The sequence below is a fragment of the Burkholderia oklahomensis C6786 genome, assembly GCF_000959365.1.
GTDB classification, from domain to species: Bacteria; Pseudomonadota; Gammaproteobacteria; order Burkholderiales; family Burkholderiaceae; genus Burkholderia; species Burkholderia oklahomensis.
Window position 1 is genome coordinate 2,532,652 of sequence record NZ_CP009555.1, and the last position, 24,829, is coordinate 2,557,480.

30 protein-coding genes, 1 tRNA gene and 1 riboswitch are annotated in these 24,829 nt (G+C 66.1%); of the genes, 14 read left to right on the top strand and 17 right to left on the bottom strand.

The genetic code is table 11. From position 1 onward, the window contains the following. The first annotated feature begins 20 nt into the window (after positions 1–20). The 3 genes from kdsA (at position 21) to BG90_RS11390 (ending at position 2,458) form a co-directional block, all read left to right on the top strand. Positions 21–866 carry a 3-deoxy-8-phosphooctulonate synthase gene (gene kdsA, locus BG90_RS11380; RefSeq protein ID WP_010106075.1) on the top strand — a complete coding sequence of 282 codons (846 nt, stop codon included), beginning with the start codon at positions 21–23 and terminating at the stop codon, positions 864–866. Beyond that, entirely contained in the window at positions 863–1,414 is a 552-nt protein-coding gene (locus BG90_RS11385; protein WP_010106073.1) for a KdsC family phosphatase, read from the top strand. Before kdsA ends, BG90_RS11385 begins: the two co-directional genes overlap by 4 nt. A gap of 108 nt (positions 1,415–1,522) precedes the next feature. Further along, entirely contained in the window at positions 1,523–2,458 is a 936-nt protein-coding gene (locus tag BG90_RS11390) for a KpsF/GutQ family sugar-phosphate isomerase (protein ID WP_010106071.1), read from the top strand. 244 nt (positions 2,459–2,702) lie between these two features. On the opposite strand, the gene galU is transcribed toward BG90_RS11390, so the two are convergent. Next, positions 2,703–3,587 (bottom strand): UTP--glucose-1-phosphate uridylyltransferase GalU, encoded by an 885-nt coding sequence (galU, locus tag BG90_RS11395; RefSeq protein WP_010106067.1) that lies wholly within the window; start codon positions 3,585–3,587, stop codon positions 2,703–2,705. 720 nt (positions 3,588–4,307) lie between these two features. Between galU and BG90_RS11405 the strand changes: the two genes are divergently transcribed. Further along, entirely contained in the window at positions 4,308–4,541 is a 234-nt protein-coding gene (locus tag BG90_RS11405) for a flagellar transcriptional regulator FlhD (protein WP_010106063.1), read from the top strand. A 337-nt stretch (positions 4,542–4,878) separates the two neighbouring features. Here the strand turns inward: BG90_RS11405 and BG90_RS11410 are convergent, their stop codons facing one another. The 10 genes from BG90_RS11410 to BG90_RS11455 all read right to left on the bottom strand — a co-directional run bounded on the left by BG90_RS11410 (position 4,879) and on the right by BG90_RS11455 (position 12,738). Continuing rightward, entirely contained in the window at positions 4,879–5,577 is a 699-nt protein-coding gene (locus tag BG90_RS11410; RefSeq protein ID WP_010106061.1) for a ribosome-inactivating family protein, read from the bottom strand. 696 nt (positions 5,578–6,273) lie between these two features. After that, positions 6,274–6,349: transfer RNA gene (locus BG90_RS11415), tRNA-Lys, on the bottom strand. Between the two features lie 68 nt (positions 6,350–6,417). Beyond that, entirely contained in the window at positions 6,418–7,167 is a 750-nt protein-coding gene (ybgF, locus tag BG90_RS11420; RefSeq protein WP_010106059.1) for a tol-pal system protein YbgF, read from the bottom strand. Positions 7,168–7,186: 19 nt separating this feature from the next. Then, positions 7,187–7,699 carry a peptidoglycan-associated lipoprotein Pal gene (pal, locus tag BG90_RS11425; RefSeq protein WP_010106058.1) on the bottom strand — a complete coding sequence of 171 codons (513 nt, stop codon included), beginning with the start codon at positions 7,697–7,699 and terminating at the stop codon, positions 7,187–7,189. A 17-nt stretch (positions 7,700–7,716) separates the two neighbouring features. Beyond that, the gene (gene tolB, locus BG90_RS11430) at positions 7,717–9,018 is read right to left on the bottom strand and encodes a Tol-Pal system beta propeller repeat protein TolB (protein ID WP_010106057.1); all 1,302 of its coding nucleotides are present in this window, start codon (positions 9,016–9,018) and stop codon (positions 7,717–7,719) included. A 96-nt stretch (positions 9,019–9,114) separates the two neighbouring features. Then, positions 9,115–10,128, bottom strand: a complete 1,014-nt coding sequence (tolA, locus tag BG90_RS11435; RefSeq protein WP_010116859.1) for a cell envelope integrity protein TolA — start codon at positions 10,126–10,128, stop codon at positions 9,115–9,117. Further along, positions 10,125–10,574 (bottom strand): protein TolR, encoded by a 450-nt coding sequence (gene tolR / locus BG90_RS11440; RefSeq protein WP_010116857.1) that lies wholly within the window; start codon positions 10,572–10,574, stop codon positions 10,125–10,127. Before tolR ends, tolA begins: the two co-directional genes overlap by 4 nt. A gap of 10 nt (positions 10,575–10,584) precedes the next feature. Continuing rightward, positions 10,585–11,262: a protein TolQ gene (tolQ, locus tag BG90_RS11445; RefSeq protein WP_010106052.1), complete on the bottom strand. Its 678-nt coding sequence runs from the start codon at positions 11,260–11,262 to the stop codon at positions 10,585–10,587. Positions 11,263–11,408: 146 nt separating this feature from the next. Next, a complete protein-coding gene (gene ybgC / locus BG90_RS11450) occupies positions 11,409–11,882 on the bottom strand; it encodes a tol-pal system-associated acyl-CoA thioesterase (RefSeq protein WP_010116855.1) in 474 nt (157 codons plus the stop codon). Between the two features lie 109 nt (positions 11,883–11,991). Then, positions 11,992–12,738 (bottom strand): SDR family NAD(P)-dependent oxidoreductase, encoded by a 747-nt coding sequence (locus BG90_RS11455; protein WP_010106048.1) that lies wholly within the window; start codon positions 12,736–12,738, stop codon positions 11,992–11,994. Positions 12,739–12,945: 207 nt separating this feature from the next. Next, positions 12,946–13,047: riboswitch (ZMP/ZTP riboswitch) on the top strand. Positions 13,048–13,189: 142 nt separating this feature from the next. Between BG90_RS11455 and glyA the strand changes: the two genes are divergently transcribed. The 5 genes from glyA to BG90_RS11480 all read left to right on the top strand — a co-directional run bounded on the left by glyA (position 13,190) and on the right by BG90_RS11480 (position 16,855). Then, positions 13,190–14,437 carry a serine hydroxymethyltransferase gene (glyA, locus tag BG90_RS11460; RefSeq protein ID WP_010116854.1) on the top strand — a complete coding sequence of 416 codons (1,248 nt, stop codon included), beginning with the start codon at positions 13,190–13,192 and terminating at the stop codon, positions 14,435–14,437. 6 nt (positions 14,438–14,443) lie between these two features. Next, positions 14,444–14,920 carry a transcriptional regulator NrdR gene (gene nrdR, locus BG90_RS11465; RefSeq protein ID WP_025989975.1) on the top strand — a complete coding sequence of 159 codons (477 nt, stop codon included), beginning with the start codon at positions 14,444–14,446 and terminating at the stop codon, positions 14,918–14,920. 185 nt (positions 14,921–15,105) lie between these two features. Continuing rightward, positions 15,106–15,666: a GspH/FimT family pseudopilin gene (locus BG90_RS11470; protein ID WP_025989974.1), complete on the top strand. Its 561-nt coding sequence runs from the start codon at positions 15,106–15,108 to the stop codon at positions 15,664–15,666. Then, complete coding sequence (locus BG90_RS11475; protein WP_107950773.1) at positions 15,663–16,073, top strand: hypothetical protein; 411 nt, start codon at positions 15,663–15,665, stop codon at positions 16,071–16,073. Before BG90_RS11470 ends, BG90_RS11475 begins: the two co-directional genes overlap by 4 nt. After that, entirely contained in the window at positions 16,070–16,855 is a 786-nt protein-coding gene (locus BG90_RS11480; protein ID WP_010116847.1) for a type IV pillus assembly protein, read from the top strand. Before BG90_RS11475 ends, BG90_RS11480 begins: the two co-directional genes overlap by 4 nt. 4 nt (positions 16,856–16,859) lie before the next feature. Here BG90_RS11480 and BG90_RS37310 read toward each other — a convergent pair whose 3' ends face one another. Further along, complete coding sequence (locus BG90_RS37310; protein WP_232239091.1) at positions 16,860–17,057, bottom strand: hypothetical protein; 198 nt, start codon at positions 17,055–17,057, stop codon at positions 16,860–16,862. Between BG90_RS37310 and BG90_RS11485 the strand changes: the two genes are divergently transcribed. Together BG90_RS11485 and BG90_RS11490 are read left to right on the top strand one after the other, a co-directional pair. Continuing rightward, positions 17,008–17,451, top strand: coding sequence for a hypothetical protein (locus tag BG90_RS11485; protein WP_232239079.1), 444 nt, complete (start codon positions 17,008–17,010; stop codon positions 17,449–17,451). The two genes, BG90_RS37310 and BG90_RS11485, sit on opposite strands and share 50 nt — an antisense overlap. A gap of 75 nt (positions 17,452–17,526) precedes the next feature. Then, on the top strand, positions 17,527–17,928 hold the full coding sequence (locus BG90_RS11490) for a type IV pilin protein (protein WP_232239080.1): 402 nt from the start codon (positions 17,527–17,529) through the stop codon (positions 17,926–17,928). Between the two features lie 44 nt (positions 17,929–17,972). Here BG90_RS11490 and BG90_RS11495 read toward each other — a convergent pair whose 3' ends face one another. From BG90_RS11495 to BG90_RS11505, 3 genes are all read right to left on the bottom strand, one after another. After that, on the bottom strand, positions 17,973–18,380 hold the full coding sequence (locus BG90_RS11495) for a DUF3318 domain-containing protein (RefSeq protein WP_010106032.1): 408 nt from the start codon (positions 18,378–18,380) through the stop codon (positions 17,973–17,975). Between the two features lie 103 nt (positions 18,381–18,483). Beyond that, positions 18,484–18,873, bottom strand: coding sequence for a phage holin family protein (locus BG90_RS11500; RefSeq protein WP_010106030.1), 390 nt, complete (start codon positions 18,871–18,873; stop codon positions 18,484–18,486). A gap of 118 nt (positions 18,874–18,991) precedes the next feature. Further along, positions 18,992–19,294, bottom strand: coding sequence for an ElaB/YgaM/YqjD family protein (locus BG90_RS11505; protein ID WP_010106028.1), 303 nt, complete (start codon positions 19,292–19,294; stop codon positions 18,992–18,994). A 327-nt stretch (positions 19,295–19,621) separates the two neighbouring features. Here BG90_RS11505 and BG90_RS11510 point away from each other — a divergent pair, with 327 nt between their 5' ends. Then, positions 19,622–20,260, top strand: a complete 639-nt coding sequence (locus BG90_RS11510; RefSeq protein WP_010106026.1) for a peroxiredoxin — start codon at positions 19,622–19,624, stop codon at positions 20,258–20,260. A 159-nt stretch (positions 20,261–20,419) separates the two neighbouring features. On the opposite strand, the gene BG90_RS11515 is transcribed toward BG90_RS11510, so the two are convergent. Beyond that, a complete protein-coding gene (locus BG90_RS11515) occupies positions 20,420–21,607 on the bottom strand; it encodes an acyl-CoA dehydrogenase (protein WP_010106024.1) in 1,188 nt (395 codons plus the stop codon). Between the two features lie 76 nt (positions 21,608–21,683). Between BG90_RS11515 and BG90_RS11520 the strand changes: the two genes are divergently transcribed. Beyond that, a complete protein-coding gene (locus tag BG90_RS11520) occupies positions 21,684–22,475 on the top strand; it encodes an IclR family transcriptional regulator (RefSeq protein WP_010116845.1) in 792 nt (263 codons plus the stop codon). Between the two features lie 750 nt (positions 22,476–23,225). Further along, positions 23,226–23,633, top strand: a complete 408-nt coding sequence (locus BG90_RS11525) for a GFA family protein (RefSeq protein WP_010116844.1) — start codon at positions 23,226–23,228, stop codon at positions 23,631–23,633. Between the two features lie 248 nt (positions 23,634–23,881). Here the strand turns inward: BG90_RS11525 and BG90_RS11530 are convergent, their stop codons facing one another. After that, a complete protein-coding gene (locus BG90_RS11530; RefSeq protein ID WP_010106018.1) occupies positions 23,882–24,688 on the bottom strand; it encodes an EAL domain-containing protein in 807 nt (268 codons plus the stop codon). Positions 24,689–24,829: the final 141 nt, after the last annotated feature.

The following is a 24,829-nucleotide window of genomic DNA, read 5'->3' on the forward strand; positions in this document are numbered from 1 at the left end:
TTCATTTGGAGATTTGACCTATGAACGTAGCAATCAGTCCCGGCGTGACGGCCGGCAACGACCTGCCTTTCGTGCTGTTCGGCGGGATCAACGTGCTCGAGAGTCTCGATTTCACGCTCGACGTGTGCAGCGAATATGTCTCGGTCACGCGCAAGCTCGGCATCCCGTTCGTGTTCAAGGCGTCGTTCGACAAGGCGAACCGCTCGTCGATCCATTCGTATCGCGGCGTCGGGCTCGACGAGGGCCTGAAGATCTTCGCCGCGGTGAAGGAGCGCTTCGGTGTGCCGGTGATTACCGACGTGCACGAAATCGAGCAGGCCGCGCCCGTCGCCGAAGTCGCGGACGTGCTGCAGGTGCCCGCATTCCTCGCGCGCCAGACCGATCTCGTCGTCGCGATCGCGAAAACCGGCAAGCCGGTGAACGTGAAGAAGCCGCAGTTCATGAGCCCGACGCAACTGAAGCACGTGGTGACGAAATGCCGCGAGGTCGGCAACGATCAGGTGATTCTGTGCGAGCGCGGCAGCTCGTTCGGCTACGACAATCTCGTCGTCGACATGCTCGGCTTCCGGCAGATGGCGGAGACAACGGGTGGTTGCCCCGTGATCTTCGACGTCACGCACAGCCTGCAATGCCGCGATCCGCTCGGCGACGCGTCGAGCGGCCGGCGCCGGCAAGTGCTCGATCTCGCGCGCGCGGGCGTGGCGGTCGGCATCGCCGGGCTCTTTCTCGAAGCGCACCCCGATCCGGATCACGCGCGCTGCGACGGGCCGAGCGCGCTGCCGCTGCACCTGCTCGAAGGTTTCCTGTCGCAAATGAAGGCGATCGACGATCTCGTCAAGCGCATGCCTGCGCTCGAGATCCGATGAACACGCCTGCGTATCGCGGCGCGATCCGGCTCGTGCTGTTCGATGTCGACGGCGTGCTGACCGACGGCCGGCTGCACGTGACGGGCGATGGCGAGTTCATGAAGAGCTTTCACGCGAAGGACGGCATCGCCGTCGCGCTGCTGCGCGCGCACGGCATTCGCAGCGGCATTCTGTCGGGCCGCCACAGCGCGCCGCTCGCTTGGCGTGCGCAGCAGCTCGGCTTCGACGTGTTTGTGTCGGGCTGCGACGACAAGCGCGCGGGCTACGCGCGCATCAAGGCGGAGCATGCGCTCGCCGACGATGCGATCGCCTACGTCGGCGACGACGTGAACGACCTGCCGGTGATCGAGTCGGTCGGCGTCTCGTACGCGCCCGCCGACGCGCACGCGCTCGTCAAGCGGCGCGTCGATTACGTGGTCGCGCGTGTGGGCGGCGAGGGCGTCGCGCGCGAAGTCGCCGAGCACGTGCTGCTGCGTTCGGGATTGCCGCTCGACGAAGCGTATCGCCCGCTGCTGGATCGATGGGGGGCGCATGACGTCGTTCAATGATCTAGCGGCGCGGCGCGCGGCTGCTCCGACGTGCTGCGCACGGCCCGCGAGCGCGGACTCGCTCGAATGCATCCGACAACATTTCTCACGGCCTTTGATTGCTCTCCGATGAACCATCACAACTACCTTGATTCCGCACGACAAGTCTTCGACATCGAATCGCGGGCGCTCGCGGGCCTGTCCGCACGCGTCGACGAGTCGTTCGGCGACGCGGTCGACGCGATCCTGCATTCGAGCGGCCGTGTGGTCGTGTGCGGGATGGGCAAATCCGGAATCATCGGGCGCAAGATCGCGGCGACGCTCGCGAGCACCGGCACGCCGAGCTTCTTCATGCATCCGGGCGAGGCGTATCACGGCGATCTCGGCATGGTGACGTCGGCCGACACGTTTCTCGCGATCTCGTATTCGGGCGAGACCGACGAAGTGATCAAGCTGATTCCGTTTTTGAAAAGCAACCGCAACCATCTCGTCGCGCTGACGGGCAACGCGCGATCGACGCTCGCGAGAGCGGCGCACAGCCATCTCGACGTCGGCGTCGAGCAGGAGGCGTGTCCGCTTCAGCTCGCGCCGACGTCGTCGACCACGGCGGCGCTCGCGATGGGCGACGCGCTCGCCGTCACGCTGATGAAGGCGCGCGGCTTTCGGCCGGAGAATTTCGCGCGCTTCCATCCGGGCGGCTCGCTTGGCCGCCGCTTGCTGTCGAAGGTCGACGACGAAATGGCCGCGCATGATCTGCCGTTCGTCGACGCGCACGCGCAGGCGATCGACGTGCTGCAAGCGATGACGCGAGGCCGGCTAGGGCTCGCGATCGTCCGATGCGAAACGGGCTGGGGGATCATCACCGACGGCGACATCCGGCGCGCGGTCGAGACGCATGGCGATGCGCTGTTTCGCCGTGTCGCGGCGGATCTGATGTCGAGCGATCCGGCGATGGTGCGCCTCGGCACGCGCGTCGAAGACGCATTGCTGCTGATGGAGACGCGGCGCATCAACGCGCTGCTCGTATCCGACGGCGAGGACGTCGTCGGCGTATTCAAGAAATAGAGAAATTCACGGGCGATGGCCGGATATTTCGCGATCCCTATGAAATGTCCGGCGCTGCCCGAAAAGATGCATGCATGAGCGACGCAGCACTTGCTCATGCAGGAAAACGCTGTTCGTTCATCGCGCGTCGTCGCCGCAACGGAAGCACGAGCTTCGCCTGCGAACCGACGACGAGCGGCACATGCGGCACGTAGGGCGAACCGTCGCGCCGCATCCGCCGCTCGCGCACAGCGAGCGCAGCGCGTTACACCGCGACGAGCTCCGGAAAGCGCTCGCTCAGATACCGCTCGAACTCGGTCGCGACTTCCGGATGACGCAGCGCGAACTCGACGGTCGCCTTCAGATAGCCGATCTTGCTGCCGCAATCGAAGCGCGTGCCGTCGTACCGATACGCGAGCACCTGCTCGTCCTTCAGCAGCGACTGAAGCGCGTCGGTCAGTTGCAGCTCTCCGCCGGCGCCCGGCTTGAGCGCGCGCAGATGATCGAAGATCCGCGGCTTCAGCACGTAGCGTCCGACGACGCCGAAGTTCGACGGCGCAATCGCGGGCTCGGGCTTCTCGACGATGTCCGACAGCTTGAAGAGATCGTCCTCCAAACGCTTGCCGTCGATCACGCCATACGACTTCGAATCTTGCAGCGCGATCTCTTCGACGCCGATGACCGACGTGTGATAGTGATTGAACACGTCGATCATTTGCCGCAGCACGGACGGGCGGCCGTCGAGCAGATCGTCCGCGAGCACGACGGCGAACGGGCTGTCGCCGACGAGCTTCTCCGCGCACAGCACCGCATGGCCGAGGCCGAGCGCTTCTGCCTGGCGCACGTAGAAGCAGTCGACGTGGCGCGGCTTGATGCTGCGCACGAGCGACAGCAGCTTCTCCTTGCCGCGCGCTTCGAGTTCCGCCTCGATCTCGTAGGACTTGTCGAAGTGATCCTCGATTGCGCGCTTGCTGCGGCCGGTGACGAAGATCATCTCGGTGATGCCGGCCGCGATCGCTTCCTCGACCGCGTATTGAATCAGGGGCTTGTCGACGACCGGCAACATTTCCTTCGGACTCGCTTTCGTCGCGGGCAGAAAGCGGGTGCCGAGGCCGGCAACGGGAAATACGGCTTTTGTGACTTTCAGCATCGGGCGTCGCACCTTCCATCGAAGAGGTTAAACGTTTGCGCACGAGCCGGCGAGACGTTCTTGTGAACGAACGACGTCGGCGATGCGTGCATGGTAAAGCGATGGTAGGGCCGTTTGAATTGTTTGGTTACGCTAAATATAGGTTCGATCGGACAGACTTCTCGCGATGTCGATTCAATCAACCTGGCGAAGGCGTTTGCGACTCGAAATGCGATAGGAAGCAACGGTATTCACGATGCATGCGTTCGGCGCGAGGGTGTCGCCAGGTGTGCGGCTCGATGCGAGCGGAAAAAAAGGCCCGCCTGCGACGGCGCGTGCAGGCAGGCCAATTCCGAACGATCGGAAGGTTCGCCGCCCGGGGGGAGCGGCTGGCCGGGGGCGAGTATGAGGGCGCACGTGCGAGCGCGCCTATCGATCTGTCCGATTCGGCGTAGCAATTGACCGATGGCTACTGCAAGTCGATGACGGACGGCATGCCGATGCGCGGCGCAAATCGTATCGATGCCGTCTTCGGGCGGGCCCATGCTACGCGGTGGCGTCTTCGGATGCGTTGCGTGCATGCGCTTGCGGCTTGTCATTTGGCGGAACGCGGCGGTATTTTGTCGGCTGGCCGCGATCCGCATGCGTTAGCCTGCGCTTGCGGACGTGCATCGGATAAACCATCGCGTCTGCGCGAACGTTTGCGGCGTCGCGCGCGTTCATCATCGAAACGGGGCAGGCATGGAAGGAAAGCGGGACGTGCTCGAAGAGATCACGGAATTCAATCAGCGGTATCTCCGGCTCGCGCAGCGCCTGCTGAGCGAGAACGGCGAACGAGGTCAGGTGATGCTGGGCGTATCGGACGCGTTGGCGGCGCGTCTTGTCGCGATGACGCGTGTCCAACTCGAACAGCTCGCCGAGGTCGGCGAGCTCGTTTGCCAGTTTCGTGCGGACGCGATGCCCGGGCGGGCGTGAGAAGCGCGCTCGTCGCGCTCGTTGCGTCGCGGTTTCGACGACACGCCCGAGCGGAACGAAGACCCGTGGTGGAGTGCAGGTCGAGCGTCATGATCTGCGCTGCAGCGCGCGTGCGACGAGCCTCGTGCAGACCGGGCGAGAAAGAGCCTTGGCTAGAGCCAAACCCGACGATGCATGTGGATGGCTGCCGTCGATTCGAGGCGGCGCGCAATGCTGCGCTGGCGCCGTCCGCGGGGCTCGACGCCACGTGAGGCCGCGGTCATTCTTGCGGCGAACGGCCCGCCGTGTTCGGACCGTGCCCGGCCGGGCGGCAGGGGTTTTGCGCTTCCGGACCGGGTTATCCCATCGGCGGACGCTTCAGCACCGTGATCGCGCGCGCGAAGTCCCCGAGCTTACCGCCGAGCTTCGAGGTATCCACGCGTTCGCTGAACTGACGCTCCTTGGATGACAGCGAAGCGCGCGGCTTGAGAACGATGTTCCGCGCCTCGTCGGACATGGCGGCGAAAATGGCTTCGCTCGTTTGCCCCCAGTTCTTCGCCATCTCGGACCACGCGTTGATTGGAAACTGGCTGGATACGCCGAGCAACTGCCCATGCGTTGCGATGATCGCTTGTTGGACGGCTGTCCCGATCTGGTTGAATCGCAGCGATTCCGCGACGCAGAACACGATGACGGACTGCGCGATGAAGCGATCCTGCGGACGCAAGGGGTGACGTGGCTCCTGCGACAACTTGTGAATCGCGTCGTCCAGGCTGATGCCGGTGGGGCGCTGATAGGCCAGCGTCGACGCGTAGCGCGAGAACGACAGGCCTCCGATCGTTTCGATATAGAGATCGCTCGTGCGCATGGTGAGCAGGAGGCCGATTTTCGGCGCGGTGCGCGGAGACACCGTGAGGCTGATGCGGCCGTCGCCGGGACGACAGACCCGGTAGAAGCCGTTGTCGAACCGGATCAGGTTCGTGTCCTCGCTGATCGCGTGGCGAAGGTTCGTGATCTGCGATGCCCAATCCGTATCTACGCGTAGGGTGTAGCTCATCGAGGCGTCTCCTGGTATGAGCGGGCGATGACCTGATTCGCGCGTTTGCCGTGGCTGATTCGGCGAGTCGCTGTTTCGCCGCTTCGGGCTTCCGCCGCCGGCATCGATGCATCGGCCGGGAATGACGATTCTACAGACGATTGGTTGCGTTGTTCGGCGAATTGCGATGCTGGAATGGCTTGCGATGCGCGTCCGGACGACGCGCGCTGCCGGGCCGGCGGGCCCAATCACTGGGCCGGATCGGAGCTCGCGCACGTGTTTTTTGAGACCGCGAGCGGCGACGCGCAACGCCCGATCAGGAAGTCACGCCTTCGTCGCCGAGGCGTGACAAAGGGAATGCGGCGGCCATTTCGCGATGGCGTCGACGAGCGTGTTGCGGAGCTCGACGACAAACGATATGGTGCCGTTCGCGCAATCGTCGGAGGGCGGGTGAGTGCGCCGAACGTCGAAGCCGGAGCCTCGACGCATCCGATATACGGAGGACCGGCTTCGCAACTCGCGAGAGCGGTGGAATGCCGCGATCAAGTTCGACGGCGGCGCGAATGCAAGGACGAGCGGTGACGTGAACGTGTCGGGAGATGAGATGGTCTTGCTTGCGAGCGGAGCTTGCAAGGATTCACATGACCGATTCGCGGCGTCGTTGCCGAGCCTGAATATGAAAAGGGCCTAGCGCGAACGCTAAGCCCTTGATGTCTTTGGTAGGCCGTACTGGATTCGAACCAGTGACCAACGGATTAAAAGTCCGCTGCTCTACCAGCTGAGCTAACGACCCAAAGAGGCAAAATTATATCGACGGCTCCGACGGCTTGTCAACCCGTCGATAAGCCGCGCCGTTCGCCGCTACTTGATCGCGTCCAGCTTGCTCTGCGCCGTTTCCGCCGCATTCGAGCCGGGGAACTGCGACACGACCTGCTCGAACGTCTTCTTCGCGGCCGCCTTCTGGCCTTGCTCGAGCTGGTTCGTGCCGATCGCGATCAGCGCGTCCGCCGCACGAGGATGCTGCGGATAGTTCTTCACGAGGCCTTGCCACGTCGCCGTCGATCCCTTGTAGTCGCGCAGCGCGTACTGCGCGTTGCCGAGCCAGTACTGCGCGGTCGGCTGATAGGGGCTTTGCGGATACTTCGCGATGAACGCACGGAACGAAGCCGCGGCGCCCTTGAAGTTGCCGTTGCGGAACTGCTGCGACGCCGCGTTGAACGCGTCCGTTTCCCCCGGCTGCACCGTGCCTTCGACGCCGTCCACCGTCGTCTTCTGCGGCTCGAACTTCTTGAGGCGCGCATCGAGATCGGTGTAGTACTCCTTCTGCTGACGCTCGAGCGTCGTCAGGCGGTTCGTCAGATCCTCGTTCTCGCCGCGCAGCGTCGCGACCTGCTGGTTGAGCTGGTCGAGGCGGCTGGTCTGGTCGAGGATCGTCCGTTGTGCGGCGGCGAGCTGGTTCGACAGGCTGTCGGACTTGCTGCGCAAGTCGAGCACTGCACGGCGGGCCTCGTCGTCATCGAAGAGGCCCGCGTGCGCCGGCGCGGCCGCGAGGGCCGCACCTGCCACGCACAGCGCGGCGGCCGTGCGCAGCCAGAAAAAACGGTGCGTCATACAGCGATTCTTCCGTTACTTACTGTTGATAGACGAGATCCGCGCGGCGGTTCTGCGCCCACGACGCTTCGTCGTGGCCGAGCGCGACCGGCTTTTCCTTGCCAAGGCTCACGGCTTCCATTTGCGAATCGGTGACGCCGAGCAGCGACAGCGCGCGACGCACGGCTTCCGCACGCTTCTGGCCGAGCGCGAGGTTGTACTCGCTCGTGCCGCGTTCGTCGGTGTTGCCCTGGATCAGGATGTGGCGCTGCGGATGGCCCTTCAGGTACTGCGCGTGTTGCTGCAGCAGCGCCTGGTATTGGTCCTGCACCGAGTAGCTGTCGAAATCGAAGTAGACGCTGCGCTTCGCGAGCGGGCTGTTCGGGTCGTTCAGCGGATCGACGGTCACTTGCGCGACGTTTTCGGGATTCGGCTGCGTGCTGACCGCGCCGCCCTGGTTCGCATGCTCGTCGAGCTTCACGCCCGACTTACATGCGGCGAGCGCGCCGATCATCAGCACTGCGAACGCCAGACGAAGTTTCTTCGACATCATGGTTACTCTCCTTGTGGTCATTGCATGAAGGGCCCCCAGGACGGCTCGCGAATCGCGCCGCCCTGAACGGACAGGATCTGCGGCGGCGCGCTGCCGTCGGACGGAACGGCAGCCAGCACGCCGCGGCCCCCCGATTGCGTAGCGTACAGAATGTACTGACCGTTCGCCGCGAAGCTCGGCGATTCGTCGCGCGTCGTGTTGGTGACGGCGTTCGCCGCACCCGTTTGCAGATCCTGAACATACAGCTTGAAGCCCCCGCCCGTGCGCGAGATGTACGCGAGCAGCTTGCCGTCCGGGCTGATGCGCGGACTCGTATTGTAGCTGCCGGTAAACGTCACGCGCTGAGCGGCGCCGGCGCTCTCGCCTTCGGCGGGCATCCGGTAGATTTGCGGCGCACCGCCGCGATCGCTCGTGAAATAGATCCACTTGCCGTCGGGAGAGTAGAACGGCTCGGTGTCGATCGAGCTGCTGCGCGTGAGGCGACGCAGCCCGGTGCCCGTCGAGCTGACGGAATAGATTTGCGTATTGCCCGTGAGCGATAGCGCGACGGAGAGCGTCTGGCCGTCGGGCGACCATGCGGGCGCGCTGTTGTTGCCTTTCTGATTCGAGATCACGTAGCGGCGGCCCGTCGGCAGATCGTGGATGTACACGACCGGCTTCTTCAGCTCGAACGACACGTATGCGACCTTCGTCCCGCTCGGCGACCACGCGGGCGAAATGATCGGCTCCTTGCTCGTCAGCGCGGGGATCGCGTTCTGGCCGTCCGAATCGGAGATCAGCAGCTTGTACACATTGCCCGTGCGCTGCACGTACGACAGGCGCGTGTTGAAGACGCCGCGCACGCCGAGCAGCTTCTGGTAGATGTAGTCGGCGATCTTGTGGCCGGTCTTGCGCATCCCCTCGTTGTCGTTCGACGTCGTGAGCGACAGGCCGCCCAGGCTTTGCTGCTTGACGGTGTCGTAGAGGATGAAGTTGACCTTGTACTGGCCGTTCGGCTCGCGGCTCACGCTGCCCGCGACGAACGCGTTCGCGCCTTTCGCCTTCCACGCGCCGAAATCGACCGACGCCGTTTCCGGCACGGGCGTGCTGCCCGCGTCGACGTTGGAGAACTTGCCGCTTCTCGCAAGATCGCCGCGCACGACCGACGTGACCTGCTGGGGCAGGCTCGCTTCATTGACGAAATTCGCGGTGGCGATCGGAAACTGGGTGGAGCCGACGCCCGTGATCAGTACGTTCACCTGCGCGTGGGCGGCGCCGCCCGCGGCAATCAGACACGAGGCCACGAGTGCCCTGAAACCTAGCTTCGTCATCAAACTCATGCTTCTTGTTCCCGTATGTACGCTGCGCAACCGCAGAGACTCAAAAATACCCGATTCGTTCCCGGTGCGACGGCGGGAGTGTAAGCGCAAATGTGCTCATTCCGCCGCCTTGAAGGTAATCGTAATCTCGGCCGGGGTGCGGCCGTTGGTATCGGGCGGCAACGGCACCGACGCCTGGATCGCGCTGATCACCGCCTGATCCCACCCCGAATTGCCGCTCGACCGGCGGATCGACGTGCTGAGCACGTCGCCCGACGGCGTGCAGCGGATCGCGACGACGGTCACGAGGCTGTCGCGCTCGCCCGCCCACACGATGTTCGGCTTCACGCGCCGGCGGACCTTGTCGGCATAGCCGGGCGACGCCGCGTTGCCGCCCGAGCCCGTGCCCGTGCCGCTCTTCGCGAGCCCTTCGCCGCCGCCCGAGCCGCCGCCTGCGATCCCTTGGAGTTGCGCGAGGCGGGCCTGGCGCTCCTTGTCGAGCTTCGCGTTCGCGGCGGCGTTCGCCTTGGCGGCCGCCGCAGCCTTGGCCGCCTTCTCGGCCTTTTCGGCGTTGGCCTTCTTCTGCGCGGCAAGCTGTTCCTGTTTCTTCTGCTGTTCGAGCTTTTGTTGCTCGAGCTTCTGCTGTTCGAGTTTGCGCTGCTGCTCCGCGAGCTGCTGCTGCTTGAGCTTCTCGGCCTGCTTCTGCTTCTCGCGCTCGGCGGCTTTTTGCGCGGCGAGCTGGGCGGCCTGCTGCGCGGCGAGTTGCTGAGCCTTCAACTGCTGCTGCCGGCGCTGCTCTTCGAGCTGCGCCTCGCGGGCGGCCGCGGCTTGCTGCTCGCGCCGCTTTTGTTGCAGCGCGATGTCCGCCTCCTCGTTCTTGACGGGCGGCGGGGGAGGGGCTACTTTCACGGGCGGCGTCGGTACCGGCCGCGGCGTCGACGTGTCCGGCACCGACGTCCACAGCTCGGCCTCCGCGCCTGCCGGCGTGCTGTTCTGCCAATGAACGCCGTGGTACAGGAAGAGCGCGAGCAGCACGTGCATCAGCGCGGCAAGCAGGAACGCGCGTCCTGTGCCGCGCTCGCGCGGCGGCCGAGGCGGATAGGCGGCTGTGCGCGACTGGCGAGGCTTCATCGCGATTTGACGAGGAGGCCGACGCGCTTCACGCCGCGCGCCTTCAGATCGGACATCACGGTCATCACCGAGTCATATTGAACCGTCTTGTCGGCCGCGATCACGACCGGCTGATCCGGGTGGTCGGCCTGGCGCGCCGCGATGAAGCTGTTGAGCTCGGCCTTCGTCATCGTGTCTTCCTGCGACGCGCCCGAGTCGCCCTTGTAGCGGACGCTGATCTTGCCGTCGGCCTGGATGTTGACGACGACGGGCGGCGTCTGCTCCTGCGGCGCCGCGTTGCCGACGGTCGGCAGATTGACGATCGACGGCGCGACGAGCGGTGCCGTCACCATGAAGATGACGAGCAGCACGAGCATCACGTCGATGTAGGGCACGACGTTGATGTCGGCCATCGAACGGCGCGAGCGGCCGCCGCGCATGCTGGAACGAATGGGGGTGCCGGCCATCGCGTGCTCCTTATTGCGCCTGGCGCTGCAGGATGTTCGAGAACTCTTCGATGAACGTTTCGAAGCGGATCGCGAGACGGTCGATGTCGTGCGCGTAGCGGTTGTAGGCGACGACTGCAGGGATCGCCGCGAACAGGCCGATCGCGGTCGCGACGAGCGCTTCGGCGATGCCCGGCGCGACGTTTGCGAGCGTCGCCTGCTGGACGTTCGCGAGGCCGCGGAACGAGTTCATGATCCCCCAGACCGTGCCGAACAGACCGATATACGGGCTCACCGAGCCGACGGACGCGAGGAACGACAGATTCGACTCGAGGACGTCCATCTCACGCTGGAATGATGCGCGCATTGCGCGGCGCGCGCCATCGAGAAGCAGCGCCGGATCGCTCAGGCGTTTTTCCTTCGCCTTCAGGAATTCGCGCATCCCCGACTCGAAGATCCGCTCGAGCGCGCCGATCGTGTGGCGATTGTTCGCGGCGCTCTGGTACAGCGCCTGCAGGTCGCCGCCCGACCAGAAATCGCGCTCGAAGCGCTCGGTTTGCGCGCGGGCGCGGCGGATCGCGAACCATTTGCGGAAGATGAACGTCCACGACATCAGCGACAGGATGAGAAGGAGCCCCATCACCGCCTGGGCAAGCACGCTCGCATTGAGGACGAGGGAAATGATCGACAGGTCTTGAGAAGTGTTCATAGAGGTTTGTGTAACGTCCCTTCGGGGAGGCCTGGCCAGGATTGCCCGGCCGGCGCGCTCCGGCGGCGTCCGCCGGAAGCTTTCCGCCGAACCTTGCTTAGTGGCGGATCATGGGGTCGAGTTCATCGGCTCTGTCTAAACGGCACTCATGCGTACGCCGTTGACACGGCTTGCCGGCCGGTTACGGCCGGTCCGCGCTCGAGGGCGGCGAGGACGGAGGGCGGAATCGCGGTCGGCTTGAACGCCGAGCGGTCGACGCAGCCGATCCGGACGTCGGCCGCGACGAGCAGCGTGCCGCCTCGCCACGCCTGTTGTTCGAATTCCACCGTCGCGCGGCCGAGGCGGGCGATTCTGCAGACGATTTCCAGCGTGTCGTCGAGCCGCGCGGGGGCGCGGTAATCGAGCGCCGCACGGCGGACGATGAAGATCGCGCCCGTCTCGTCGGCGACCCGGCGCTGGTCTATCCCGCACGCGCGCAGCCATTCGGTGCGCGCGCGCTCGAAGAACCTCAGGTAGTTCGCGTAGTAGACGACGCCGCCGGCGTCGGTATCTTCGTAGTACACGCGGACCGGCCACGCGAAGTCGGGCGCCGCGTCGGGCTGTCGGCTGGGTTCAGTCATGGCGCGCATTCTACCGGAACGGACGACCCCGATTCCCCTGATTCGTAACGGAATGTTGCCTTTGCCGGGCCGCCCGTCAAGCCGTGCGGGCGGCCCGGCGGCGGCACGCTCAGCCGCGGTGGACGGTCAGTCCGGCGGGCGCCTGCGCGACGGGCATCATCTCGATCGTGTTGATGTTCACGTGCGCGGGGCGGGTGGCGATCCAGTAGATCGTGTCCGCGATGTCCTCGGCGGTGAGCGGCTGGACGTTCGCGTAGACGCCCGCCGCCTTCGCGTCGTCGCCGCGATAGCGCACGTTCGAGAATTCGGTGCCGCCGCAAAGGCCCGGCTCGATGTCGGTGACGCGCAGCGGCGTGCCGACGAGGTCCGCGCGCAGGTTCAGGCTGAACTGGCGCACGAACGCCTTGGTCGCGCCGTAGACGTTGCCGCCCGGGTACGGATAGCTGCCCGCGACCGAGCCGAGGTTGAAGACGTGGCCGCGGCCGCGCTCGACCATGCCGGGCAGCAGCGTGCGCGTGACCGTGACGAGGCCCGAGCAGTTGGTGTCGATCATCGTCTGCCACTCGTCGAGGCTCGCCTTGTGCGCCGGCTCGACGCCGAGCGCGAGGCCGGCGTTGTTGACGAGCACGTCGATCGCGGCAAACTCCGCGGGCAGTGCGGCCGGCACGGCCTCGACGGCCGCGCGGTCGCGCACGTCGAGCTCGATCGGCAACATGGCGCTGCCGAGTTCGGCGGCAAGCGCGTCGAGGCGGTCCTTGCGGCGCGCGGTGGCGACGACGCGGTGGCCGCCTTTCACGAAGACGCGGGCGATGGCGGCGCCGAAACCTGCCGATGCGCCGGTGACGAACACGATCATTGCTGCTGCTCCTTAAAACGAGGCTTGCTGGGAGAACTCGCTAGCCTACTGGCATTGCGGCGGTGCGGCAAGGCGCGGCGGCGCGCGCTCCCGATATCTGCGGCGGATGCCTGCGCCGGCGGTGTCGCCAGATTTGGCCCTTAATATGAGGCGGGCTCCGGGCGCGGTTGCCTATTCATCGCGCATCCAATACACTAATGCGCTCAATATCCCCTGCGTGACTGGCGATAAGACCTTTCGGGGTCAAAGGTGGAGCGTCCCACCGTGAAGCGCAGGGCGTCGCTTTTGCCGTTCGCCTGGGCAGCCGTTGTGCGCCGCGTTGCGTGCATTGCCGGTGGCTGTCCTGCCTCGCGTTCCACGGAATCCTCCGCCACGTCGAGCCGGCTGCGTCGCCGGCTGCGCGATGCACTCGGCCACTTCGGTCAACCTGTACACACTTAACGGAAACCGTATGTTTGACAGAGCCCAAAGCACCATTGCGAACGTCGATCCCGAGATCTGGCAAGCGATCCAGCAAGAAAATGTCCGTCAGGAAGAGCATATCGAGCTGATCGCGTCGGAAAACTACACGAGCCCGGCCGTGATGGCGGCGCAAGGCTCGCAGCTCACGAACAAGTACGCGGAAGGCTATCCGGGCAAGCGCTATTACGGCGGCTGCGAGTACGTCGACATCGTCGAACAGCTCGCGATCGACCGTGTCAAGGCGCTGTTCGGCGCCGAAGCCGCGAACGTGCAGCCGAACTCGGGTTCGCAGGCGAACCAGGGCGTTTTCTTCGCGATGCTGAAGCCGGGCGACACGATCATGGGCATGAGCCTCGCGCACGGCGGCCACCTGACGCACGGCTCGCCCGTCAACATGTCGGGCAAGTGGTTCAACGTCGTCAGCTACGGCCTGAACGAAAACGAAGACATCGATTACGAAGCCGCCGAGAAGCTCGCGCACGAACACAAGCCGAAACTGATCGTCGCGGGCGCGTCGGCGTTCGCGCTGAAGATCGATTTCGAGCGTCTCGCGAAGATCGCGAAGGCGGTCGGCGCGTACCTGATGGTCGACATGGCGCACTACGCGGGCCTCATTGCCGCGGGCGTCTATCCGAACCCGGTGCCGCACGCCGATTTCGTCACGACGACGACGCACAAGAGCCTGCGGGGCCCGCGCGGCGGCGTGATCCTGATGAAGGCCGAGTATGAGAAGCCGATCAACTCGGCGATCTTCCCGGGCATCCAGGGCGGCCCGCTGATGCACGTGATCGCCGCGAAGGCGGTCGCGTTCAAGGAAGCGCTGTCGCCGGAATTCAAGGAATACCAGCAGAAGGTCGTCGAGAACGCGCGCGTGCTGGCCGAGACGCTCGTCAAGCGCGGTCTGCGCATCGTGTCGGGCCGTACCGAGAGCCACGTGATGCTCGTCGACCTGCGCGCGAAGAACATCACCGGCAAGGCGGCGGAAGCGGCGCTCGGCAATGCGCACATCACCGTCAACAAGAACGCGATTCCGAACGATCCGGAAAAGCCGTTCGTGACGAGCGGTGTCCGTCTCGGCTCGCCGGCAATGACGACGCGCGGCTTCGGCACGCAGGAGGCCGAACTCGTCGGCAACCTGATTGCCGACGTGCTCGAGAATCCGGAAGACGCGGCGACGATCGAGCGCGTGCGCACGCAGGTCGCCGAGCTGACGAAGCGCTTCCCGGTCTATCGCTGATCGGCCATGCGCTGCCCGTTCTGCCGGCACGACGATACGCAAGTGGTGGATTCGCGCGTGTCGGAAGACGGCGCCGCGATCCGCCGGCGCCGCCGCTGCTCGGCCTGCGACAAGCGTTTCACGACGTACGAGCGGGTCGAACTGGCGTTGCCGGCCGTCGTGAAGAAGGACGGCAGCCGCACCGAATTCGACCGCCGCAAGATCGTCGCGAGCATGCAACTGGCGCTCCGCAAGCGCCCGGTTGCGGCCGATGCGATCGACGCGGCGGTCGCCCGCATCGAATATCAATTGCTCGCGACAGGCGAGCGCGAAGTCCGCAGCGAAAAGCTCGGCGAACTCGTGATGAACGAGCTGCGCCAGCTCGACACGATCGCCTATGTGCGTTTCGCGTCCGTCTACCGCCGGTTCGAGGACGTGTCCGAATTCGCGGACGTGATCGAAGAGTTCCGCCGCGCGGCGCCCGCGAAGCCGCGCAAGCGCTGAGCCTGCACATTCCATTTCCCGTTTCGTTCCGTATTCCATGCGTTTCTCCCGCGTAGCGCGCGGTGCTCGTGCTCGCCTGGGCGATTGTCGTGCGTCCGGCTGCGGCGCGCGACTCGGCCGTTCGGCCGATGGTGCGCGTTCGTTCGTCCCGGTAGAGTCGGCGCATCGGGTCACGGAGGACAGCGATGCGAACGGAAGGCGGCAGGCAAGCGATGGCGGGCTTCATGCTCGTCGAATTGATGGTCGCGCTCGTGCTGGTCGCGCTTGCCGCGGCGCTGGCCGTGCCGACGTTCGCAGGCGCACGGATGCGCGATCGGGTCGACGCACGCGCGCGCATGTTCGGAGCATCGCTGGCGTATGCGCGTGGGGAGGCTGCCAGACTCGGCGCGCGCGTGATGCTGTGCCGCAGCGACGCAGCCGCCAGATGCGTCGCCGCAGGGCGGCCCTGTGACGGCGGTGCGACCGACTGGTCATGCGGCTGGGCGGTGGTCGTCGCGGACGGCGCGCGCGGTACGCGGGTGTTGCGACGCGTTGAGCACGATGCGCAAGTGGTCGTGACGGGAGCGGGCGGCGACGTGGTGTTTACGCCGCCAGCGGGCCAGGTGATCGGCGGCTTCCGAAGTTTCGAATTCGCGCCGAACGACGCGTCGGATGCGTGGCGCGGCGAGCGCTGGCGACGTTGCCTGCGGATCGCGGCGGGTGGTCGCGTGCGGTTCGTCGAAGGCGGCTGCGGGGCGTCGACATGATGCGTGTTCGGTCGATGCGAGGGAGCTCGTTGCTGGAGACGGCGATCGCGTGTGCGCTGCTCGCGCTCGCAGCGCTCGGCGTGATCGCAGCGTTGTTCGCGACGATACGAGGCGAGCGCGATGCCGCAACGCGCGAGCAGGCGCTGCTCGCCGCAGATTCGTGGGCCGAGATGGCGCGCGCCGGCGGGCCGGCAGGCGTCGATTGGAACGCGTTGGTGTACGGGCTTCGTCGCGGAAAGCTCGTCGTGACGGGCACCGACGCGAGCATTTCGACCGTGCGCGTCGAATGGGAGCAGGCCGGGGCGGCCGTTGCGAGCCCGTCGCGCTGCGAAGGCGCTACCGTGGCTGCGCGTGACGGCGACAAGCAATGCGTGACGCTCGCATATGCGATAACGGACGGCCGATGACGCGAGCGATACGTTGGCGCGCGCACACGCTGATCGAGGTGATGATCGCCATGGCGCTCGGCTTGCTGATCCTGCTTGCCGCGATCTCGCTCTACCGCGTACAGCGGGCGGCTTATTCGGCGGCGGCCGATGCCGCGCGCTTGCGCGACGCGGCGCAGGCGTCGCTCGCACTGATCGCGCAACAGATCCAGATCGCGGGTTTCGTTCCACTCGACGCGCACGATGCGCCGCCAGCACCGGGTCTGTTCGGTTGTACGGCGGGACGGCCCGTCGGAGCCGGCGTGCAACTGGCATGCGATCCGCTGGCGAGCGGTTCCGACGGACTCGTCGTCCGCTACGTCGGCGACGGCGTTTCCACATGGCTGACGACGAGCGGGCAGGTGACGGATTGCCTCGGGCAGGGCGTCGGCGCGGCCGATGCGCAGCCGCTGATCGTCAACCGCTTTTACGCTCGCGTCAGCGCGTCGACAGGCGAGCCGGAGCTGTATTGCGAAGGCAGCGGCAGACCTGGCATCGCGCAGCCTCTCGTCGAAGGCGTCGAGCGCGTGCGCCTGCGCTATCGGCTGCACGGGACCGTGCAGTGGATCGAGGCGTCGGCGTTATCCGCATCGGACTGGGCCAGCGTCGCCGCTGTGTCAGTTTGCGTGCAAGTGCGAGGCATGCGAACGGGACGCCCGGTGCGCTACGTCGACTGCGAAGGGCGAATGACGAGCGCCGCGGATACCCGCGCGCGGCTCGCGCTGCGACGGTATGTCGCGGTTCGCAATCGGGAGCGCATATGACGCGTCAGGCAGCCGTGTGGGAGGCAGATCGAGCGCGGATAGTCCGCAAGCGTTCGGCGCCGCGCAATGTGATGCGGCGCCGCGAGCGGGCGATGACCGCTTCGCCCGGCGTCGCACTGCCGGGCGTGCTTGCCGTAACGGCCTCGCTGATCGTGATGTCGTCCGCGTGGTTCGAGATCGCGACGACGGAGATGCGGCGCATGTCGAACGTCGCGAGCCGATCGGTCGCGTTTCGTGCGGCGGATGCTGCACTCGAAGCCTGCGCCGACGCGTTGCTGAGCGGCGCGGCGCCCTACGCCGCGGCGGGCGGCGATATGGCGTTGGCGCGCGAGCCGGCCGGTTGGCGGCAGCCGGGCGCGTTCGACGGCGGTGGCGCGTTCAGGCCGTATGCCGGATGGCCGGGCGCGGCGCAAGGGCCGAGCTGCGTGATCGAAGCGTGGAAGCTCACGGCGCGCCCTGACGCACGCGCCTATCTCGTGACGGCACGCGGCGTGGGCGCGACCAAGGATACGGTCGAGTGGCTGCAATTGCAGATTGCCGTCGAGCGCGGAGGCGTCGAGCGCCGCTGGCGCCGGGTCGTGGGACGGCCGGCATAGCTGGAGGAGGAAGCGGCGGTGTCATGCACTGAAACTGAACGCAATCCGGATCGGCGAGGTTTCACGTTGATCGAAGTGGTCGTTGCGCTTGCGATCGTGGGCGTGCTTGCGGCGTTTGCGGTGCCGTCGTACCGGGGCCATGTCGAACGAGGGCATCGGCTGAGTGCGATGGCTGCGCTGTATCGCGCCGCGCAGTATGTCGAAGCATTCGGCGAGGTGCCGCCTGCCGCATTGCCGGAAGGGATGAGTCGAGCGCCCGATTCCGGCACGGCCGTCTATGCGCTGCGGATCACGTTCGACGACGCGCGCGGCGGATACGCACTGGAGGCGAGCCCGACCGTCGATGGCGCGATGCGGGACGACAACTGCGGCGTGTATGTGCTGCATGCTGACGGCACGCGCGAGAATCGCGCGGCCGGACGCGCCGCGCTCAACGGACGCGCGCCGAATGCCGACGCGTGTTGGCGAGCGGGGTAGGCACGCGTCGGCGAGCGGGCTGGGTCAACAGCCGTTACCCGCCTTCACGCTCGCTCATCGCGCCGCGCCCGCGCGTCGGACGCGTCATTGCCGCTCTTTGCCTGCTTCCATATCTGATAGGCCTCCCACACCGCGAAGCCGACGGCGCCCCATTTGAGCGCAGGGCGCGCGCTCGCGCGCAGCAGCGCCCGCATGGGCTTCGCGAGCACGACGGACGCGAGCGAGCTCAACAGCGGATACTGGCTGACGAGCGTGCCGAGCGTCGCGTTCACGCTCCTCGCCGACTTGCCGAGCGATCCGCCCGACACCCCCGGCACGAGGAACTTCAGCCATCTGAAATGCGTGACGGACTGACGCAGTTCGGCGCCCGCCTGTGCGAGCTCCAGGCGCTCGACGTCGGAGCGCAGGATCAGCAGTTCCTTGCGCAGTGCGCGGTACTGGGCCGCGCTCATGTGCCGCTTCTGCGAAGCGGTGCGGAATCGTTGTTCCGGAGCGGAGTAACTCATGGCGCATCGACAGGAGGTTGGCGAGAAGAGGAGGAACGCGGCCGCGCGTTCATGACTTGCCGCGGAACAGTTCGCGGTCCTTTTCCAGTTCGTTCAGCGTCGCTTCGAACACGACGGGCGCGTCGCGCAATCCCGAGCGCGCCCTCAGCCCGCAGGCGAGCGCGCCGAGCGCATAGAGCGCGGTGATGACGGCGAGCGACTGCCAGCGGTAGGTGTCCCAGAACGCGATGGCGACGAGCACCGTGAGGCTGATGAGCGCCATCGTCGCGAGCATCATCGCGGCGAGTCCGAGAAAGAGCACGCCCATCAGGCGTTCCTTTTCCTCGGCGAGCTCGATGCCGACGAGTTCCAGCCGGGTCTGCAGGAGCGCGAACACGGAGCCGAGCAGGCGGCGCAGCGGTCCGTGCGCGGACTGGTGCGATGAGGTTTCTGTCGTCATGGATGAGGCGCTTGCGCGCGGAGAACGGCCGGCGCCGCAACGGGCCGGTGCGCATGGTCCCGGCCGTCGCGCGGATGCGAGCGGGGCCGGGGGCTGTCTCTCGCGGCGGCGTGCCGCGTTACTTGCGGTTGATCAAGAGGCCGATCAGCACGCCGACGCCGGCCGCGACGCCGATCGACGTCCACGGATGCTCGTGCACGTAGTCGTCGGTGGCGCGCGCCGCCTTCTTGCCTTTCTCGACCACGACCACCTGAACGTCGGCCGCTTTCTCCTTCGCCTGCTTCAGGCGCGAGAGCGCCTTCTCGCGCAGCTCGGTCGCGCGGTCGCCCGTGGTGCTCGCGGCCTGTTTCAGCAGATCTTCCGCGTCCGCGAGAACAGTTTTGATATCCGACATCAGTTTCTCCTTGTTGACTTCAGACATTGCGACTCCCTTCTTGCCGAAACGGATTGTCCTACGAACATCGTAGCGAAACCCGTGCCTGCGGGCGGGCGCGGCGGCCCGGCGCGCAGGCGGCGCAAGATCGCGCTTGAGTAGCATGGTAAACGACTTGCAATGACAATAGAGAGCCGATCCGGAACGAAAAAGTTTCCAGGATTGTCAAATCGCACCCGGCGAAAATGATAAAAAGGCATGAATATCTGACGGAATAATCGTTCGCGCCGGCCGCTGGATCACTTAAGCTAAAAGCTTGCCCTTGCGCACCGTGCGCTCGGGCACCCAACCCATGCAAGTTCAAGGAGCTGCAACATGAGTCTACGTCTTGGCGACATCGCGCCGGATTTCGAACAGGATTCGAGCCTCGGCCGCATCAAATTCCATGAATGGCTTGGCAACAGTTGGGGCGTCCTGTTCTCGCATCCGGCCGACTACACGCCCGTCTGCACGACGGAGCTCGGCCTGACCGCGAAGCTCAAGGGCGAATTCGAGAAGCGCAACGTGAAGGTGATCGCGCTGTCGGTCGACAGCGTCGAGTCGCACAAGGGCTGGATCGACGACATCAACGAGACGCAAGCGACGAGCGTCGGTTTCCCGATCATCGCCGACGGCGACCGCAAGGTCTCCGAACTGTACGACATGATCCATCCGAACGCGAACGAGACGCTGACCGTGCGCTCGCTGTTCGTGATCGATCCGAACAAGAAGGTGCGTCTCATCATCACCTATCCGGCGAGCACTGGCCGCAATTTCGACGAAGTGCTGCGCGTCATCGATTCGCTGCAGTTGACGGACAACTACAAGGTCGCGACGCCCGGCAACTGGAAGGACGGCGACGACGTCGTGATCGTGCCGTCGCTGCAGGATCCGGAAGAGCTGAAGCAGCGCTTCCCGAAGGGCTTCAACGCGGTTCGTCCGTACCTGCGTCTGACGCCGCAGCCGAACAAGTGAGCGTCGCGCGTGCCGCGCCGCTTCGCGGCGTGACTGTCATATGACGAAAAGCCCCGGCATGACCGCCGGGGCTTTTTCGTTTGCAGTGCCGCCGGGGCGGTGCAGTCGCGCTCCGGTTGCCGCGCGTCGCGCGCAGGCCGCGGCGGCGCGGGCATCACGTCAGAAGAACGCCTGAATCCCCGTCTGCGCGCGGCCGAGGATCAATGCGTGGATGTCGTGCGTGCCTTCGTACGTGTTCACCACTTCGAGATTCACGAGATGGCGCGCGACGCCGAATTCGTCCGAGATGCCGTTGCCGCCCAGCATGTCGCGGGCGAGGCGGGCGATGTCGAGCGCCTTGCCGCACGAATTGCGCTTCATGATCGACGTGATCTCGACGGCCGCCGTGCCTTCGTCCTTCATCCGGCCGAGCCGCAGCACGCCTTGCAGGCCGAGCGTGATCTCGGTCTGCATGTCGGCGAGCTTCTTCTGGATCAGCTGGTTGGCGGCGAGCGGACGGCCGAATTGCTTGCGGTCGAGCACGTATTGGCGCGCGGTGTGCCAGCACGATTCGGCCGCGCCGAGCGCGCCCCATGCGATGCCGTAGCGCGCGGAGTTCAGGCACGTGAACGGCCCGCGCAGGCCCTTCACGCCCGGCATGATGTTCTCTTCGGGCACGAACGCGTCGTCGAGCACGATCTCGCCCGTGATCGACGCGCGCAGGCCCACCTTGCCGTGGATCGTCGGCGCCGACAGGCCCTTCCAGCCCTTCTCGAGGATGAAGCCGCGGATCTCGTCGCGGCCGTCCTCGTCGAGCTTCGCCCAGACGACGAACACGTCGGCGATCGGCGAATTCGTGATCCACATCTTCGAACCCGACAGCGAGTAGCCGCCCGGCACCTTCTTCGCGCGCGTGACCATGCTGCCCGGATCGGAGCCGTGATTCGGCTCGGTCAGGCCGAAGCAGCCGATCCATTCGCCCGTCGCGAGCTTCGGCAGGTATTTCTCCTTCTGTGCGTCGGAGCCGAATTCGAAGATCGGCACCATCACGAGCGACGACTGCACCGACATCATCGACCGGTAGCCCGAATCGACGCGTTCGACCTCGCGCGCGATGAGCCCGTAGCTCACGTAACCGAGGCCGGGGCCGCCGTACTGCTCGGGAATCGTCGGGCCGAGGAGGCCGAGCTCGCCCATCTCGCGGAAGATCGCCGTGTCGGTGGTCTCGTGGCGGAACGCCTGCGTCACGCGCGGCGCGAGCTTGTCCTGCGCGTAAGCGTTCGCGGCGTCGCGCACCATGCGCTCGTCGTCGGTGAGCTGCTGGCCGAGCAGCAGCGGATCGTCCCAATGAAAGGTTGCGGCAGCCATCGCGTCATCTCCTCACTTGACTATAGTTCCGCTATGCGGAACAATGTTTTGCAAATTGGATTCAGTGTATCACCACATGAATTTTTCGACCATCGACGCCGACACGCTCGACGAACGCAAGTTCGTCGTCGCCCTCGCACGGGGGCTCGATCTGCTGCGCGCGTTCCGGCCCGGCGAGTCGATGCTCGGCAACCGCGACTTCGTCGAGCGCACCGGGCTGCCGAAGGCGACTGTCAACCGGCTCGCGTACACGCTCACCGTGCTCGGCTATCTGCGCTACGACGACGCGCTCGGCAAGTACGCGCTCGACGCGGGCGTGCTGTCGCTCGGCTATGCGCTGCTCGCGGGCTCCGACACGCTCGCGCTCGCGCGGCCGCACATGCAGGCGCTCGCGCGCGAGATCGGCGCGGCGGTGTCGCTCGGCTGCCGCGACGGTCTCGACATGATCTACCTGGAGACGATCCGCAGCGAGACGGCGCTGACGCTTGGGCTTGCGTCCGGATCGCGGCTGTCGATGCTGACGAGCTCGATGGGGCGCGCGTATCTCGCCGTGCAGCCGCCCGACGTGCGCGCGGCGCTATTCGCGGAGCTGCGCAAGACGGCGGGGAAGGGGCGGGCGGGCGCCGCGCTCGTTGCGGCGGCGGAGCGCGCGGTCGAGGAATTCGCCGCCGACGGCTGCTGCTATTCGTTTCGCGACTGGCACGAGGACGTGAATGCGATCGCGGTGCCGTTTCGCGAGCCGCGCGAAGGGCGCTGGCTGATTCTGAGCTGCAGCGGGCCCGCGTCGTCGATGGGCGAGGACGTGTTCCGCAACAAGATCGGCCCGAAGCTGAAAGCGCTCGCACGGCGGCTCGGGCAACCGGCGTAGGCCGGGGCGCCGCCGTCGTGCGCGAGCGGCGGCGGGTGGCTTTGTGATCGTTCACCGTTGCGGCTTTCGCCGGTGGTTTGTTGCTGTTGTCGCTGCTGCCGCTGTCGCCAGCCACCTCAGCCACCAGTCGCAAGTAGCAAGTAGCAAGTAGCAAGTAGCAAGTAGCAAGTAGCCCGTGCGACCGGCCATGGCACGTTGCCGAGCCCGCAGCGGCGCGAACCGGCAGCGACGTCGGCGTTGTCGTCGATGCAGGTTGTCGGCGCGTTGCGTGCGGCGAGTGCCGCCGGTCGGCGTTACGTTCATCTTCGTCATCCGATGCGTGAAATTCGACGCGCCGGCTGTGGCGGCGCGGGCCGATATTGTCGATGTCGAAAGGGGCCGCTTGCGCGAGCGGAACGCCGTGTCGCTTGCGGGCGCGGCCGCCTCTTGCGGCGCGTGTCGGCGTCGCGCGCGTGAACGTCTCGATCCGACGCGGCACCTTCGCTTTGCAAATGGTCGTGCGACGGCGGCTTGCCGCCCGCAATCCGGCGTATGCAATCCGGCGCCCGCAACTCGGCGCCCGCAACTCGACACCCGCAACTCGACACCCGCGATCCGGCACGTGAGATCCAACACGATCCATCCAACCCGACGCAATCCGATGCACTGCTCCACGCCGCAATGCAACGCAGCAGCCGACCGCAATCGGTTGTATCGTAGACACCGCTTCCCACCGCAGCATCCATGCGCAACGTGAACAGGAGGTTCACGATGTCGGGCTCGAAATTGCTGGAAGGCGGGTGCGCGTGCGGCGCGATCCGTTACAGGATCGTCGGCGTGCCCACCGACGCGGGTTTCTGCCATTGCCGGCTGTGCCAGCGGACGACGGGTGCCGCCATGCTCCCGTGGGCGACGGTGCCGATCGGCGCGTTCGAGTATGTGAAGGGCGAGCCGCGCGTGTACGCGTCGAGCGCGTGGGGCGAGCGGCGCTTTTGCCCGCAGTGCGGCGCGCAGCTCGAATACCGGCTGTCGAACGCGCCCGCGACGGTCGAGGTCAATTACGCGACGCTCGACGATCCGTCGGCGATCCGGCCGAAAGCGCACACGTGGTACGCGAGCCGCATTCCCGGTCTCGAAGCGGCGGGCGATCTGCCGGTGTTCGGCGACGGCGGCGATTGACCCGACGTCGCGCGGGCGCAGCCAGGCGGCGAAGTGATGCAGGCGCTTCGCGGCGCTGCATCGTGTCGGGCGTGCGGCAAGTGGGTCGAGCGCGTCAGGCGCGGCGAGGGTGGCCGGCGCGAGGCGCGGTCAGCGATTGCGACGGCTCCGATTTTTATACGCGGCGCTGCATGCGGCGCCGCGCAAGTCGCGCAGCACATCGCGTTCGCCCTGCTCGACGCACCGTGCGCCAAGCATGCTCCCATCCGTCAAACCGCGGCCGGCTGCGAGAATACCGGCCCTTGCACGAGCCGCACGTCGTACTGACGCAGCAGCTCGAACTGCGTTTCGTCGACGACGTGATCGAAGATGAGCGGAATGCGCACGCGATGCGCGTAGCCGACGAGCGCCTTCACCATTCCTTCCCGCAGCGCGATCGCCGCATCCATCTTGATGTAGTCGGGCCGCGCCATGTCCGATTCGACGGCGAGGATCCGCCCCGGATCGGGCAGCTTGTCCGCGACCTTGAAGCCGTAGTGCTGGTAACTCTTCGTCAGATAGCCGAGGAACGTCTTGTGCGCGACGGCCGCGGCCGGCAGCTCGATCACGACGCGCTCGGACGGCAGCCCGAACCCCTTGAGCACGCTCGAGAAGTGCTTGCCGTGGTCGTACTTGACGCTCTTCAGCAGCCGCTCGTGCACACGCAGGAACAGCAGTCCGTGCCGCTGCGCGCCGAAGAAGTTGATCGCGTGCAGGCTGCGCGCGAGCCGGTCGAGCGCGACGAGTTCCTGATCGTCGGCGACGGCGTCGATCGGATCGAACGGCGCGCCGCCCACGTGCGTGATCGCCTGGAAGCCGAGTTCGTCGCCGTAGCGCTCGATCGCGTCGGAGAGCGACGTCGATTGCGGCGCGCCCGGCATCGACACGTCGTAGATGGGCTCGTATGCGCTTTCCAGTTTGAGATCGCGCAGGTGCGCGTACGCGCTTTGTGTGCCGTCGTCGAGCGCGAGGTGATCGCACAGGAACGGCAGCTTGCCCGCACGGGCGACGAGTTCGGGAATGGTGGGCGGAACCATGGACTCCGGATGGAAGAAATGTGGCCGAAACGGCCTCCGTATATGAACGATAGTAGCAGCGCCGGGCGCGATTGGCTGCGCGAGTTGCTCATATCGATATCGGCTCCGCGCCGGCGCCTAGGGTATACGTTAATTTCACTA